The 13,747-nt window shown below is 55.2% G+C and carries 16 protein-coding genes; 4 read left to right on the top strand and 12 right to left on the bottom strand.

Annotated elements, in window-relative coordinates:
* Positions 1-38 precede the first annotated feature (38 nt).
* The 8 genes from ACJJJA_RS08255 to ACJJJA_RS08220 form a co-directional block, all read right to left on the bottom strand.
* Entirely contained in the window at positions 39-557 is a 519-nt protein-coding gene (locus tag ACJJJA_RS08255) for a DUF3106 domain-containing protein (RefSeq protein WP_444904289.1), read from the bottom strand.
* Positions 550-834 (bottom strand): hypothetical protein, encoded by a 285-nt coding sequence (locus ACJJJA_RS08250; RefSeq protein WP_444885590.1) that lies wholly within the window; start codon positions 832-834, stop codon positions 550-552. Before ACJJJA_RS08250 ends, ACJJJA_RS08255 begins: the two co-directional genes overlap by 8 nt.
* Positions 818-1,183, bottom strand: a complete 366-nt coding sequence (locus ACJJJA_RS08245; RefSeq protein WP_444904288.1) for a hypothetical protein — start codon at positions 1,181-1,183, stop codon at positions 818-820. Before ACJJJA_RS08245 ends, ACJJJA_RS08250 begins: the two co-directional genes overlap by 17 nt.
* Complete coding sequence (locus tag ACJJJA_RS08240; protein WP_444904287.1) at positions 1,180-1,719, bottom strand: RNA polymerase sigma factor; 540 nt, start codon at positions 1,717-1,719, stop codon at positions 1,180-1,182. Before ACJJJA_RS08240 ends, ACJJJA_RS08245 begins: the two co-directional genes overlap by 4 nt.
* 120 nt (positions 1,720-1,839) lie before the next feature.
* On the bottom strand, positions 1,840-2,286 hold the full coding sequence (locus ACJJJA_RS08235) for a hypothetical protein (protein WP_444885592.1): 447 nt from the start codon (positions 2,284-2,286) through the stop codon (positions 1,840-1,842).
* A 132-nt stretch (positions 2,287-2,418) separates the two neighbouring features.
* Positions 2,419-3,783, bottom strand: coding sequence for an L-cystine transporter (locus tag ACJJJA_RS08230; RefSeq protein WP_444885593.1), 1,365 nt, complete (start codon positions 3,781-3,783; stop codon positions 2,419-2,421).
* 145 nt (positions 3,784-3,928) lie between these two features.
* A complete protein-coding gene (locus tag ACJJJA_RS08225) occupies positions 3,929-4,282 on the bottom strand; it encodes a TlpA family protein disulfide reductase (RefSeq protein ID WP_444885594.1) in 354 nt (117 codons plus the stop codon).
* Positions 4,283-4,304: 22 nt separating this feature from the next.
* Complete coding sequence (locus ACJJJA_RS08220; protein ID WP_444904286.1) at positions 4,305-5,696, bottom strand: YihY family inner membrane protein; 1,392 nt, start codon at positions 5,694-5,696, stop codon at positions 4,305-4,307.
* Between the two features lie 108 nt (positions 5,697-5,804).
* Here ACJJJA_RS08220 and arsC point away from each other — a divergent pair, with 108 nt between their 5' ends.
* The 4 genes from arsC to sppA all read left to right on the top strand — a co-directional run bounded on the left by arsC (position 5,805) and on the right by sppA (position 9,074).
* Positions 5,805-6,149, top strand: coding sequence for an arsenate reductase (glutaredoxin) (arsC, locus tag ACJJJA_RS08215; RefSeq protein ID WP_252085180.1), 345 nt, complete (start codon positions 5,805-5,807; stop codon positions 6,147-6,149).
* Positions 6,150-6,764 (top strand): NAD(P)H:quinone oxidoreductase, encoded by a 615-nt coding sequence (wrbA, locus tag ACJJJA_RS08210; protein WP_444888452.1) that lies wholly within the window; start codon positions 6,150-6,152, stop codon positions 6,762-6,764.
* Positions 6,765-6,774: 10 nt separating this feature from the next.
* On the top strand, positions 6,775-7,122 hold the full coding sequence (locus ACJJJA_RS08205) for a DUF2069 domain-containing protein (protein ID WP_444904285.1): 348 nt from the start codon (positions 6,775-6,777) through the stop codon (positions 7,120-7,122).
* An 83-nt stretch (positions 7,123-7,205) separates the two neighbouring features.
* Positions 7,206-9,074 carry a signal peptide peptidase SppA gene (gene sppA, locus ACJJJA_RS08200; protein ID WP_444885597.1) on the top strand — a complete coding sequence of 623 codons (1,869 nt, stop codon included), beginning with the start codon at positions 7,206-7,208 and terminating at the stop codon, positions 9,072-9,074.
* Between the two features lie 35 nt (positions 9,075-9,109).
* On the opposite strand, the gene ACJJJA_RS08195 is transcribed toward sppA, so the two are convergent.
* From ACJJJA_RS08195 to ACJJJA_RS08180, 4 genes are all read right to left on the bottom strand, one after another.
* The gene (locus tag ACJJJA_RS08195; protein WP_444898704.1) at positions 9,110-9,403 is read right to left on the bottom strand and encodes a DUF3175 domain-containing protein; all 294 of its coding nucleotides are present in this window, start codon (positions 9,401-9,403) and stop codon (positions 9,110-9,112) included.
* A 71-nt stretch (positions 9,404-9,474) separates the two neighbouring features.
* Entirely contained in the window at positions 9,475-10,695 is a 1,221-nt protein-coding gene (locus ACJJJA_RS08190) for an MFS transporter (RefSeq protein ID WP_444890873.1), read from the bottom strand.
* A gap of 24 nt (positions 10,696-10,719) precedes the next feature.
* Positions 10,720-12,744, bottom strand: coding sequence for a transglutaminase TgpA family protein (locus ACJJJA_RS08185; protein ID WP_444888447.1), 2,025 nt, complete (start codon positions 12,742-12,744; stop codon positions 10,720-10,722).
* A complete protein-coding gene (locus ACJJJA_RS08180) occupies positions 12,744-13,745 on the bottom strand; it encodes a DUF58 domain-containing protein (RefSeq protein WP_444904284.1) in 1,002 nt (333 codons plus the stop codon). Before ACJJJA_RS08180 ends, ACJJJA_RS08185 begins: the two co-directional genes overlap by 1 nt.
* Positions 13,746-13,747 lie beyond the last annotated feature (2 nt).

Genomic DNA, 13,747 nt, shown 5'->3' with positions numbered 1-13,747 from the left:
TGAATAGACGCTGAATTAACCTGAGGGGGTAAGAAACATCAGGTTCTCTCCGTTTCCTCTCGCCTCTGCTGCCGCCGCTCCCGTCTCTCCCTGCGGCGCCGTTCCCGCTGGTTCCGCCTTTCCCGATTCTCCGCACGGCCGCGTTTATCCTTCTCCCATTGTTCCCGCAACTGTTTACGCTGCTGGGGAGGCATCTGACGGAAGCGCTTGCGCGCCTCGCGAATACGCTGGCGCTCCTCCTCGGGTAGGTCCATAAAGCGGCGATAAGAGTCCCGCAACTGGGCGCGCCGCTCTCTGGGTATATCCTGCCAGCGCTTATACTGTTGACGCGCTTCTTGGCGCTGCTCGGGGTTCATTTCACTCCAGCGCCTGGCCCCGCGTAACAATTGTTCCCGTCGATCTTCACTCAGTCGTGACCAGCGCGTCTCAAAATTCTGTAAAAGTCGGCGCTCACTGTCACTGAGACTCTGCCAATCTTGTGCCTGGGAAACATTCACAAAGAGCGATAAATACACGGCGGCCAGCCAACCAATCAATATGGTTCTTCGCTCACTCATCGCTCAGCTCCTCGTGGGTCTCCCCTCCCCCGGTATTTGGTCTGCCTGTTATCGCTGGCTTTTCCGGCTTGGGTAACAACATCTCCAGCGCTTCCGGCGTTTGTATATCTCCCTGCTCATCGGCCCACTCCCCGACAAACATCAGGAAGTCCTCATCCAGTGGCTGCAGATCCTGCGCCAGTAGCGGGGCTGTAAAAAAGAGCACCGTATAGAAAAGGCCTTTAGCGATACTTTTCTTAGTAAAAAGCACTTTTTCATCACTAGGAGGATTGCCCATTCAACTCATCCGCCAACCACTGGTAGAACTCCATATCCTCAACCATTTCGACATCCATTTCCTCATATAAATACCAATCAGTGGCACTCAGCAATTCGGTAGCGGCCTGCTCGCTGGATACAGGCCAAAACAGCAATAACAACAATGATGCACAAGCGCCAGTGAAAACTAGCCAGCCGGGAGAGTCGCGATAATACGATTTCTTTGCCACCACTGCGCGTTGTCTGGCTGCAGCAAGCCGCGATAGAGTCTCTGTATCAATATCACGCTCCCGCCGGACAACTGCATGCTGCGCAGCTTTCTTTAATGAATCACTCTGCACGACTGGATTTTCTTGCCGACTATTCATTGCGTTGCCTCTAGTTGGAATGCCTCTAGATGGTTGCGCAAACTGCGCATAGCTCTTGATAAATGGGTCTTAACACTCCCCTGACTGCAGGACATTGCCCGCGCAGTTTCGGCAACATCGAATTCTTCGACACAGCGCAGCAGGAAGGCCTGCTGTTGGCGCAGGGGCAACTTGGCCACAGCACTATCGATGGCTTCCAATAGGCGTTCGCCAGCAAGGACCTTATCCGGGGCGGGATTATGGCTATCGACCCATTCCAGCGGCGCTGGATCTAGCTCATCGCTGTTTGCCGGTAGCTTTTCCCGAAATAGTTGCCAGCGGGATAGCTTATTGTTACGCCGGTGCCAATCGGTAATCCGGTTGTTGAGAATAGTGAAAAACAGCGGCCGCCACTCGGCCCGATCGCGGCCACTATATTTCCTCACCAACGCCAACATGGAATCCTGCACGATATCCAGTGCATCATCCCGATTGCCAACAGCGTAATTCGCCATGGTGAATGCCCGTTTCTCCACCTGGGCGAGGAACTGATTCATAGAAACCGGCTGAAGTCCTTGCGCACAGAATACTCTTCCAGATTCTTTTTATTGATTTTGAAGTCGTCATACAAAGACTTCGCCCGCACTTTTTTATTTAAGCCACCCCAGTTCTCGGGATCATCCCTCTTCACGCTTACGGGCCTTGGCACGTCGATCCATACGGCGATCTGTGCGCTCTCCTTTTTTGTCTAGCCGATTATTGATTTTTGTACCCTTGTTATCCAAGCGTTCGTTAATTCGCTCGCCTTTCTGGTCAAGCCGGTTGTCGATACGATCCCCTTTGCGGTCTAGTCGCTCAGCCAATTTATCATTGCCATTAGCAGCAGCCTGCTCAGCTCTTTGATCCAAGCGTTCATTGATGCGATCACCCTTGTTATCGAGGCGCTCTTCAATATGATCTCCCTTTTGATCCAATCTCGCCTCTATGCGATCGCCTTTTTGATCGAGACGATCTTCAACATGGTCACCGTGGTCATGCGGTTCGCTCTCATCACTCTGTGCATAAAGGGAGTAAGGAAAAGCCAGGCCAATAGTCAACAGCGAGAGTCCAATCAGTTTTTTCATAAATCACTCCATTTCCATTTGAGGAAAACCAATAAGGTTTAAACTGCACTGATTAGAACGCTCTACTGGATCAAAGGTTGACAAGAAATTTTATTTTTTCAGGTGCTTATTCCATAGGCCTGCGACTCTTACTTATCCTTCTACGACCTCTGGACCGGGTACCTCATCCCCAAGCCAGCGCTGGGTCAAAGTACCCGCCGTCATAGCGCCATTCACATTGAGAGCAGTGCGCGCCATATCAATCAGCGGCTCCACAGAAATCAATAGCGCCGCGATGGTAACTGGCAAACCCATTGCCGGCAGCACCACCAGTGCGGCAAAAGTTGCCCCACCACCCACTCCGGCAATACCGAAGGAGCTGATTACCACCACTACCAACAGGGTGCCCAACCACATTGGGTCCCACACGTTAATACCCATCGGCACCGCCACCATGGTGGCAAGCATCGCAGGATAAATTCCCGCGCAACCATTTTGACCAATAGTGGCACCGAAGGATGCAGAGAAGTTGGCAATAGCCGGTGAATTGCGCAGTTCATCTACCTGGGTTTCCACATTCAGAGGAATGGTGGCGGCACTGGAACGGGAGCTAAAGGCAAACACCAGCACCGGCCAGACCTTGGTGAAGTAGTGCAGTGGATTCACTCCATTTACTAACAGCAATAGACCATGCACCAAAAACATTAGGCCTATCGCACAGAAAGAAGCCACGACAAAACCAAACAGATTGGCAATATCCGCCCAGCTGGATTTGGCAATCAGTCCAGCAACCAGCGCCATAACTCCGTAGGGCGTGAATGCCATAACCAAACGCACCAACTTCATAATCCAGACTTGCGCGACATGCACAAAGCGCTCGATAGCGGCACCTTCCTGCGGAAACTCACGGCGTACAGCCAGGGCCGCAAGCCCCAATAGCACAGCAAAAATAACCACTGAAATTACAGAGGTAGAGCGGGCTCCGGTCAAATCCAGGAAAATATTGCGCGGAATAAAAGAGGTGATAATTTCGGGAATCGAGAGATCGCTGACCCGCCCAATTCGCTCATTGAGCACTTCTACTCTTGCCGCCTCACGGGTTCCTTCGACAAGACCCGCAGCAGAGAGCCCAAACAAATCGGCCATGGCCACACCTATCAGGGCGGCAATTGCAGTAGTGCCGAGTAAAACCCCCAGCACCGACACACTAATTTTACCCAGCGCCTGAGTGTGACTCACTTTTACCACTGCCACCAGAATAGAAGTGAGTACGAGTGGCATAACCAACATATACAATAGGTTTACATAGCTATCGCCCAACATCTCAATCCAGGGCAGAACCTCACCCGGAGCAACACCCCAGTTACGCGATAGCTGTAGAAGCGCCCCAAAAGCCACACCCAGTAACAGCCCAGCAAACACACCAGGGGCAAGGGTGTCCCTGCCACGCTGCCAGCGGTACAAGCCAAACATTAAAACCACAAAACCGAGAAGCAGAACAAAAGCGCCGATGTGCATGGTATGAGAATCCCACCCTGGGCAAACTAAAAAAGTGGCGGCATGCTATCAGCGATATGCCAATGCCCTATAGTTACCTTGGTTATAGATACTTTGGTTATAGTTATATTGATTAATTTTTTTTAATTATCTTAGAGAGACAACTTTACTGGAGAGCCACCTTTAAGTCCTCAGCAGTCTGAGGGCCAACCAGTGTTTTTATCCAGCGACCATCTTCACCAATCACTAAAGTTGTAGGCAGTACTTCAGGCCAGGGTTGCCCCCAGCGGCCATCTGGCTCTTGGGCCAACAGCGGAAATTCTATGCCCAGTTTCTGCGCCTGCTCAATTGCTGCAGGTGTGGGCAAACCATCAAAATTAACCCCCACCACTACCACATCACTATTGGTTTGCGCCAACTCATTAAGTACCGGCACTTCTTCCCGACAGGGTTTGCACCACTCCGCCCAATAGTTGACCAGGACTATTTTCCCCTCGGTAACAACCGGCGCACCACTCACGGAGTGCAAACGCCTGTCACTCTCACAAGCGCCGATTACGCTTACCAAGAATAGAGAGGTTACTACCAGAGTTTTCTTCATTTTTTTTATTATCAGCAACATCATCCTGACCCTCCGCTTCCATAATTTCATTTTCTAAGTGTTTTGGTATTTCCGTTTCACTGGCTTCGGCCTGCTCCTTTTCCAAGGCTGCGGTAAAAAGAGATCCAATTGTGATTCCCAGCTGTTCCCCGGCAGTCCCGCGCGCCTTGGCAAAACGACTCTCCACTTCGCTGTACCACTCGAACCCTTGTAAATCGCTTGTGTTACCACTGGGAATCCACTGAGGATTCAACCAACTGGAAAGCTCCATGAGCGATACCGCATTTAGATCGCGCAGTAGGACATAATCACTCCCATCGGTCTGGGCAATCACCCGATGTGCCTGTAAGACATCCCGCAAGCGCCGCCACTGGCCAAATTTAATTCCCAGCAAAGAAATATCACGCTCGCGCAACGGTTTGCCATGCCATCCACCTTTAAACATTTGCCAGAGGACAATCAAAGTGGCAACCAGGTCTGAATGCTGACGGCCTTGGGTTGCAGCGCGATACACAGAAAGGGTTCGCACCAGTACACAGCCTGCCAGCACCAACATCCACATCATATAAATCCACAACAGGAACAAAGGCACAAAGGCAAAGGCCCCATAAATAGCCTGTACAGAACTGCGCGCAACGATGGCACCAAACAGGTATTTCATGATTTCAAAGGCAATTGAAGTGACCACCCCTCCCTCAATACCATGGCGCAGGGACACATAGCAGTTAGGCACAGCGACAAAAAGCAGGGTGAAAACAATCGTGGTGAAAATAAAAGGCAGCACCCGCAGCACCACAGCCATCATGCCGATACCCTCTTCCCCACCTAAAAACAGCTTCTGTGAGAGCAAGAAAGTACTGGCAGCAAGCCCTGCCCCTAATAAGATGGGCCCAAGACTGAGAATGGCCCAGTACAATAGAAAGCTCGAAACCCCACTGCGCCCACGGGATACATCCCAGATAGAATTAAAGGTACCCTCAATGCTGCGCAGTGTAAGTCCCGAAGTTACCACCAGCATGGCAATACCCAGCCCGGTAAGCCGCTGCGCCTGGGCGGAAAAACTGCTGATATACTCCTGAACCTCACGCCCACTTTGCGGTACAAAGTGGGAAAAAAGCTGTTCCTGCAAGCGAGTTTGCAGGCCGGCAAAGTCCGGGAACAGCGACAGCATCGCAAAACTCACTGTCACCAGCGGCACTATGGCGAACAGAGTCATATAAGTGAGAGCCGCCGCACTTTTTTGGCAGTTTTTCTCCACAAATAAAGACCATAAAGAGGTCGCAAAGCGCCGCCATTGAACGAGCCAGTCTTTCACGCTTGATTTCAATTTCATTCCCTGTGTGCGACCTCCGCCAAATGCTGCGAGTACTCGACTTGCGCCTTAGAATTCCGCTACGGTATTCGGTTAGAATACGCCAAACAGTAACAGGATACCGACATAATGTGGACGATCTACCACAACCCGCGCTGCTCAAAATCCCGTCAAACCCTGCAATTGCTGCAGGACAACGGTGTGGAACCGGAAGTGATTCTCTACCTGCAAAACCCTCCTTCTGCTGAAGAGCTAAACCAGGTACTGCAAAAACTCGGCATCCCTGCACGCGACCTGTTGCGCACCGGAGAGGAACCCTATAAGCAACTCAACCTGAAAGACGGGGACCTTGACGAAGCTCAGCTAATCAAGGCCATGGTAGAAAATCCCATCCTGATCCAGCGCCCGATCGTAGTAAGAGACGACAAAGCCACGATCGGCCGCCCACCAGAAAATGCGCTGGAGCTACTCTAAATGTCGCCCGAAAGCGAAGCCTATGTGCTGATTCTCTATTACAGCCGCAGCGGCGCCACTGCGCGCATGGCTGCTGAGCTAGCGCGGGGGGTGGAAGCCAGCGGTATCGCCGCGCGACTGCGCACCGTACCCGCAGTGTCTCCCGACTCCGAGGCCAGTTTGGCCCCTGTGCCAAGTGAGGGCGCGCCCTACTGCACCCTCGACGACCTGCGTCAGTGTGCAGGCCTGTTGATGGGCAGCCCCACCCGCTTTGGCAATATGGCATCACCGCTGCGCTATTTTCTCGACCAGACCAGCGACATTTGGCTGGATGGCAGCCTCACTGGCAAACCAGCTGCGGTATTTACCGCCACCGGCAGCCTACACGGTGGGCAAGAGACCACACTTACCTCAATGATGCTGCCACTTCTGCACCACGGCATGTTGATTGCTGGCATTCCCTACTCTGAAGCGGCCCTCATGCGGACCAGTACCGGCGGTACGCCCTACGGCGCTTCTCACTGGAATAAAGGGCATACCAGCGACCTGAGCGAAGATGAAATCACCCTGTGCAGGGCGCTCGGTACACGTGTCGGCCAACTGGCCCAGACCCTAGCGGTTCCAGCTGCCAAATAAAGGATTCAACGTGAACGACACTATTCAGCGCAAACTACACATTGCGCTCCGTATCAATTGGTTTTGCTATATCGGCCTGTTGGTGCTGTTTGCAGTGCGGAACCTGTTTATCGAGGGGGGCTCTCTCTCCCTTTGGCTGATTCAGACGGTACCGTTACTGCTGGTGCTGCCGGGCCTGATCAAGCAACGTTATCGCAGTTATCTCTGGCTCTGTTTTATTCTGCTTTTGTACATTACCACCAGCATTGTCGACGTAATGATGCCTACACGAGGCTGGGAGGATGGCGTAATGATGGTTTTGAGCCTTATCCTATTCTTTTCTGCAATGATGAGCAGTCGCTGGCATCGCATGCAGTAACCCCATGACGGAATTTCCGCCAATGGTTCCAGACACAAAGGCGTGGAAACATGCGCTTTCCACGCACTGAGGAGTTTTGAGGTTTGACTGATTCACCCCAGAAAAAAGGGTTTGCCCGAGGCTTTTTAGCTGCGATTGGCGGCTCCATCACTTGGTTACGACGAGTATTCACCAATATCGTCTTCCTGCTGATTTTGCTGTTTCTAGGTATCGCCATTTTCAGCAAGGACGAGCGTTTAGTGGTTCCACAGGGCGCGGCCCTGCGCGTAGCACCCCATGGTTTTCTTGTGGATGAACTGGCCCAGCCAGCCACCTTACCGATTTTCCTGGGCGGCAACCGCGGCCCCGCAGAGGTGCGCGTCAAAGATCTGGTAGACGCTATCGACAATGCCGCCACGGATAAGCGTATCTCCTCACTGGTGCTAGAGCTGGACCACATGGTGGGTGGCAGTCTCAGCAAGCTCGATGAAATAGGCGCCGCTCTACAACGCTTTAAAGCTGCGGACAAACCTATTTACGCTGTGGGTGACAACTTCACCCAACCCCAGTACTTCCTCGCCAGCCACGCAGATAAGGTCTACCTCAATCCTATGGGCTCAGTGATGCTCACCGGCTTCGGTGTTTATCGCAACTATTACAAGAGCGCCCTGGAGAAACTCAAAGTCAACTTCCATGTGTTCCGCGTGGGCGATTACAAAGACTTTATCGAGCCCTACACCCGTGACGATATGTCCCCCGCCTCGCGTGAAAACAACCAGCGCTGGCTGAATGAACTCTGGGGAGAATACAGCGAGCAGGTAACCGGCCTGCGCAACCTGCCCGCCGAGAGCATCGACCTGTTTATCAATGAATTGCCACAAAAACTGCAGCAGCATCAGGGCAGTTGGGCCGAAGCCGCACTGGCCAATAAACTGGTAGACCAGCTCGCCAGCCGCATTGAGGCAATGGAGGAGCTGAAAAAGACCATCGGCGAAGATGATAGTAAAAAGCGCGAGTACAAGTTTATTGACGCCCTCGCCTACTTGCGCAGCCATAAACTTGCTGAGGCAGCCAAGCCTATCCGGGAGTCCAAGAAAATTGGTCTGATTACCGCCAGTGGTTCTATTGTCGACGGCCAGGCACCTGCCGGTCGCATCGGCAGTGAAAGTCTCGGCAAATTAATCCAACGCGCCCGAGAAAAAGAAGTGGATGCCCTGGTACTGCGTATCGACAGCGGCGGCGGCTCCGCCTTTGCCTCCGAGGCCATTCGCCAGGAGTTGCTGGCTACCCGTGAAGCAAAAATTCCAGTGGTGATTTCCATGGGCAGTCTCGCCGCTTCCGGTGGCTACTGGATCGCTACTGGCGGCGATCGCATCTGGGCCTCCCCGGCCACACTCACCGGTTCTATCGGTGTATTTGGCGCCTTCCCGACGTTTGAGAACTCCCTTGAGCATATCGGTGTTTACACCGATGGCGTAGGTACCTCGGACCTGGCCGGCAGTATGCGCCTGGATCGCGCCCTGTCGCCAGCAGCAGCCAGCATTCTGCAGCAAGGGGTGGATAACACCTATGCACGCTTCCTGCGTATTGTCGCCGAAGCCCGCGGCAGCACTCCCAAAGAGGTGCACAAGATTGCCCAGGGGCAGGTATGGACCGGCCGCGCCGCCAAGAAATTAGGATTGGTAGACGATCTCGGCAATCTCAGCGACGCCATCGCCGACGCCGCGCAGCTTGCTGAAATCGAAGAATACGACGTAGTAGAGATCCAGCGTGAACTGAGCCCCGGCGAAAAATTCCTGCGCGCTTTGAGCGACAATGTAGACGCGAAAATTGCCGCGAGCCTTGAAGCCAATCTGCCACTCGGCGCCTGGCTAAACAGCGTGCAGCCGGTATTGGCGCCAATCGCCGAGCTGCAGAGCTATCGCGACCCGCGCGCCCTCTATGTGCGCTGCCTGCCCTGCCAAGCGCCCTAAAGTTTTTCATCTCAACACCACATTCCACCGCCGGCTCAATGCCGGCGCGGACGCCCGTAAAGCCCGCGCAATTCTTCCTTGGCCTGTTCCAGTAATCGCCGCCTTTTCGCCGGCAGCCTCTGTCCCGCCCGGTTGATATAGAACGTCAGCATAGACATAGCGGAGCGATAGGGGTCAGACTTGCGCCGCTGGCTGGATTCCGCAGCCGCTTTCAGGCCCTGTGCGATCGCTTTCGGGTCCTCCAGGCTAAAGAGGCCCTCACTCAAATCCAGGGCATGACTGTGGCGCGTGACCTCTTCCGACCAATTGGCCTTTTTCGCGGGACTCACCAACAACTCCACTCTTGGCTGACCCACCTAACTATATGGTGGCGGCGTCTATGTTGGTCGCACGAAGCAACTCAGACCTCGCTGTCAGTGATTTTGACCCGGCGCAGGGCACCACTCAAAGCCACCAGGGCAAAGGCGAGCAGACTTAAAATCCCCGCCCACAGCAAGGTGGTCAGGGGGGCAGCGTATTCACTCAAGACTCCAGCGGCCAGTGCCCCAAGAGCGGCGGAGCCAAACAGCGCAAACTGATAAATGGAGATGATGCGGCTGCGGTATTCCGCTGGGGCGAGCAACTGTACTATGCCGCGACCGAGGCCAGCGGAAGCCGCCGCCACCGCCCCCCAACACAGACACAGCAGGATTAGGCCAAACTTCGTAGGACCGAGGCTGATGGCAATCAACAGCGCTGCGCTATAGAGCAGGCACATAAGAATACCGCGCCCAGGTTCAGCCCCCTGGCCACGGCGCAACATAGTCACCGTAGCAATTACGGTACCAGCTACGAAGGCCAGTTGCAGCGTGGCGTAATAACCGGCGCCGCGACCGTAATCCTCCGCCAGCAGCGGCAGTACCACCAGAAAAACACCGATATGCACAAACCCATTAAAGGCCATCAACGCGGTCAACTCACGCAGTACTGGGTGACGCCAGGCCTGGGATAAGCCATCGAGAATCAGGCTGTGGGTGATTTTTTCCTTAGTCATGCGGCTGGCCCCACTCGCGCGCAGACTAATCAAGGCTGTGGCCGCCAACAGCAATACCCCTATCTGTACTAACAGCAGGGCTTGCAGCCCCCAGTGTTCGAAGCGGCTCGCCAGCAACATCCCCACAGCCTGACCACCGTATTGGGCCAACATCATCCAGGTCACAGTTTTCTGCACCCGTCGCTCGGAGGTTTGCCCACCGCCTTGGCGTGCACTGCGCTGTACCAGATTGTCCCGCGCCGGTTGCAGGAAAGCGCTACAAATCCCAAGGCAAATACCGTAGAGCATCAATATCGGCAGGGAGATCATGGACAGGAGGTAAACCAGCAGCAGAGTTGTGTGGCAGAGGACCAGACCAATGCAAGCCAGTGCGGAGACAGTGGCCGGATCACGGCGGTCGGCCAGGGCACCGCCGAACAGCAGGAACACCAGATTGGGCAAAAGCACCGAAGCCTGCACCCAGCCCAGTTGCAGAGCCGGCAAATCCACCACGGTGAGCGCAATCCAGGGCAGGAGAATCACCTGCAGCCCGGTAGCCAGGGAAGTGCCACTGTAGCCCAGCAGAAATTTTTGCAGCCTATGAGGCATCTTACGCGATAGACTTTCCAAGAGTTAATGACCCGTCAGCCGGTTTTTACGTACCGACACCCCAAAAGAGAGCCCCAAGCGCCAGCGCAGTAGTCGGCGCAGCTCATTCAATGCTTCTTTATCCCCGCCATAAGCGGCACGCTCAAAGGCGTCTGTCGCACGCCCGGAAAACTCTGCCAATGGGGGACTCTCCAGTGCGATACGTTCGGCGAAGTCCCGCGGCGCCTCACCGGGTCGCCGTTTGATACCTGCCCGAGCCATGCGCTTACAGAAAACCGCATAGAGGCGCTCTACCACAGGCTGTTTTCGTCCTCGCCCAGTAAAACGGGTCCACAGAAGAATGCCAAATAGTACAACCGCCACCGGTGTGGCAAAAAAAAGGGCCATCCGCAGGGGGGAGAGCTCTCCCACCAGGCGCTGCAAGGTGTCCCGCTGTTTCTCACTATCAAAGCTAATCACGGTCTGATACCAGCGGTAATTGATCATGTCCCACTGCAGGCGCAGCTTCACCAGAATATCGAAGCGGTGCACCGGCAGTAGCGAATCCCGCATAAACTCCTCCCCGGCAGCGCTCTCCAGACCATCCCGGACCCGCTCCGGGGCAACCGCAGCAGTGGGGTCCACCCTCTGCCAGCCGCGTCCATCGAGCCAGATCTCGGCCCACGCATGGGCGTCGTACTCGCGCACCAGCAGGTACTCCTCACCACTCACCCACTCGCCACCCTGGTAACCCGCCACCACCCGTGCCGGCACTCCGGCGGCGCGCATGGCAAAAACATAGCTGCCGGCAAAGTGCTCACAGAATCCCTTTTGGCTGTCAAACAGGAATTCATCCACACTGTCTCTGCCGAGTGCTGGTGGGCTCAAGGTATAAGTGAATTCGCGATTGTAGAGGGCCAGTAACTGTGACGAGATCTCCTCACCGCTCAACCCCCTGCGGCGCAGGCGCTCCACCCAGTCTCGGATGCGCAAGTTTCCATCTGCCGGTAGCTGCAAATTGCGACGGCGCTCGGCACCGCTGAGTGTGGACTGAATAACCTGGGAATCCCGGGGCCAAGAACGCACCTCATAGGCAAAGCGACTATATACCGGGGAACGTTTTACCAACCGGTCGTCCGTGGTTTCTCCTACTCCCGCGCTGTCCGAGGCGGGTCTTGCCAGGGCGAACAACCAAGGGCTGCGGCTCGCCTCCTGGATCACCTGGTAGCGGTAGCGCGGGCCGACTTGTGGCAGTGGACGTTCGCCACTATTCCAGTACACCCGGCCACCATTGCGCGGGTCCACACCAAAACCCTGCCGCCAGGTACGCCCATCGAATTCGGAGTACACCAGCCCTCGCCAATAACGTTGCTCCGGCGGCGGTATGGGTCCATCGAAAGAGATACGCAGTGCCGGCTTGGCGGATTTGGATAAGCGGGTGAAATCACCCGGTGCCATAGAGTCACTCACACCAGTGCGGCCGGCAGAAGTATCCTGGGGCACATTCCACAGAGGGCCCAGGCGCGGCATAACCACAAACAGCAGCAGCATCAAGGGTGTAGCCTGCGCCAACAATCTCAAGGAGAGCCCCAAGGCCCGACGCGGCCGCGCACTGAAGCTTCCCAGCTGTGCTGCCAGTGCAGCGGTAATCACCAGGGTCGCGATCAATCCGTAGAGGGCATAGGGAATCGATTGCTCACGCACAAACAGGGTCGCGGCAACAAAATAGGCCAGCAACAAACTGACAAAGGCATCTCGGCGGCTGACTAATTCCAGGTTTTTCAGGGTAAAGGACAGAGCCAGCAGCGCCACCATCGGCTCCAGTGCAAACCAACGCTGGTAGGTTTGCGCCAAACCCGCCACTGTAAGCGCAATCACCAATAGTTTGAGGGCGCGCCCCGGGAGATCACGGCGCCCGCGAAAGACCTCCAAGCGCCAATAGACCGCAAACGCCCAGGCAAAACCAATCCACAGTGGCAACTGGCTCAGCTGTGGTAGCAGGGCGACAAACTGCGCAGCGAAAATCCACAGTAGGCTTTCGCGCGGCAATAGATCCCGGTTGCTCGCCATCAGCCACCCCACTTGGGAAACAGGGCTAGCGCTGACAACACTCGCTGCTGGTGCTCGGTGCCGAGAGAGGGCGGCAAAGTAGTGCCGGGGATGCGCAGGCCATAGGCAATTCCCTGCTTCTCCGCCTGCAAGACCCAATCACACAGGTTGCTCAGGCGGGTCTCTACATCGCGCCCTTCCAACAACTCCCAGTCGAGCCAGAGACGGGTATCGGTGCGGCTCTCATACTCCTTGCTATAGAGATCGCGACCGGCGGCATATTGCTTCCAAGCCAAATGGCGCAAGGAATCACCGGGCTGGTAGGGTTTGAGAGAGGCATAATCATCCCCGCCGCGACGTACCTGGCCGGATGTACCCTCTGCCTGGGCCTCTCCCAACGGCAGGGGGCCAGCGGCGAGTGGTCGCGGATACACCAGGAATTCAACATCCAGGTCGATGCGGCTCCAGCAGCGAAACAGCCCCAGTGGAAAGCGGCTCTCGACTCTTAAGCGCGGCGCCTGAATTCGCCCTCGCTGCAGGGCTGGCAGCGCAATACGGAAGTCCGCCGAGGGCTCCTCACAGAGATCCACATATGCGCCCTCTTCCGGTGGCCAACAAATTTGTATCCACTCCCGTTGGCGTTTGTCCGCTCGGCTCAGATTAATATGTGCCTCGGCGAAATCGCCGGCAAAGGCCGCTTCAGTGCCCAGCAATTGCAGGCGCAGTCCACTCAAATTGGCGAAGGTATGCACAGGCAAGATAACGAAGACACTGATCAGCAAAAAGGTCAGGGCAAAAACCAGATTGTTCTCGTAATTGGTGGCCAGCAGCCAAAGCAAAGCGGTTATCAATAAATAACCAAGCCCCGCGCGGGTGGGCAGGATAAATAGGCGGCTGTGATTTAGGGTGATGTCCCGTGAGCGAGGCGCTCGTCGGCTGAGCCAGCGCTCACCCAGCCTGCGAAAAAAATTGCGCGAGCTTGTACTGGAAGCCTGTCGGGGAAGGTCGCGGATCACACTCATCT

The organism is Microbulbifer mixtoriginis (SeqCode) (assembly GCF_052466865.1).
The sequence above is the reverse complement of the archived record's forward strand: the minus strand, read 5'-3'. Positions and strand labels throughout refer to the sequence as shown.

Coding starts and splice junctions, on each gene's coding strand:
- ACJJJA_RS08255 (WP_444904289.1), bottom strand. CDS start 557: ATGAGTGAGCGAAGAACCATATTGATTGGTTGGCTGGCCGCCGTGTAT.
- ACJJJA_RS08250 (WP_444885590.1), bottom strand. CDS start 834: ATGGGCAATCCTCCTAGTGATGAAAAAGTGCTTTTTACTAAGAAAAGT.
- ACJJJA_RS08245 (WP_444904288.1), bottom strand. CDS start 1,183: ATGAATAGTCGGCAAGAAAATCCAGTCGTGCAGAGTGATTCATTAAAG.
- ACJJJA_RS08240 (WP_444904287.1), bottom strand. CDS start 1,719: ATGAATCAGTTCCTCGCCCAGGTGGAGAAACGGGCATTCACCATGGCG.
- ACJJJA_RS08235 (WP_444885592.1), bottom strand. CDS start 2,286: ATGAAAAAACTGATTGGACTCTCGCTGTTGACTATTGGCCTGGCTTTT.
- ACJJJA_RS08230 (WP_444885593.1), bottom strand. CDS start 3,783: ATGCACATCGGCGCTTTTGTTCTGCTTCTCGGTTTTGTGGTTTTAATG.
- ACJJJA_RS08220 (WP_444904286.1), bottom strand. CDS start 5,696: ATGAAATTGAAATCAAGCGTGAAAGACTGGCTCGTTCAATGGCGGCGC.
- arsC (WP_252085180.1), top strand. CDS start 5,805: ATGTGGACGATCTACCACAACCCGCGCTGCTCAAAATCCCGTCAAACC.
- wrbA (WP_444888452.1), top strand. CDS start 6,150: ATGTCGCCCGAAAGCGAAGCCTATGTGCTGATTCTCTATTACAGCCGC.
- ACJJJA_RS08190 (WP_444890873.1), bottom strand. CDS start 10,695: ATGCCTCATAGGCTGCAAAAATTTCTGCTGGGCTACAGTGGCACTTCC.
- ACJJJA_RS08185 (WP_444888447.1), bottom strand. CDS start 12,744: ATGGCGAGCAACCGGGATCTATTGCCGCGCGAAAGCCTACTGTGGATT.
- ACJJJA_RS08180 (WP_444904284.1), bottom strand. CDS start 13,745: ATGAGTGTGATCCGCGACCTTCCCCGACAGGCTTCCAGTACAAGCTCG.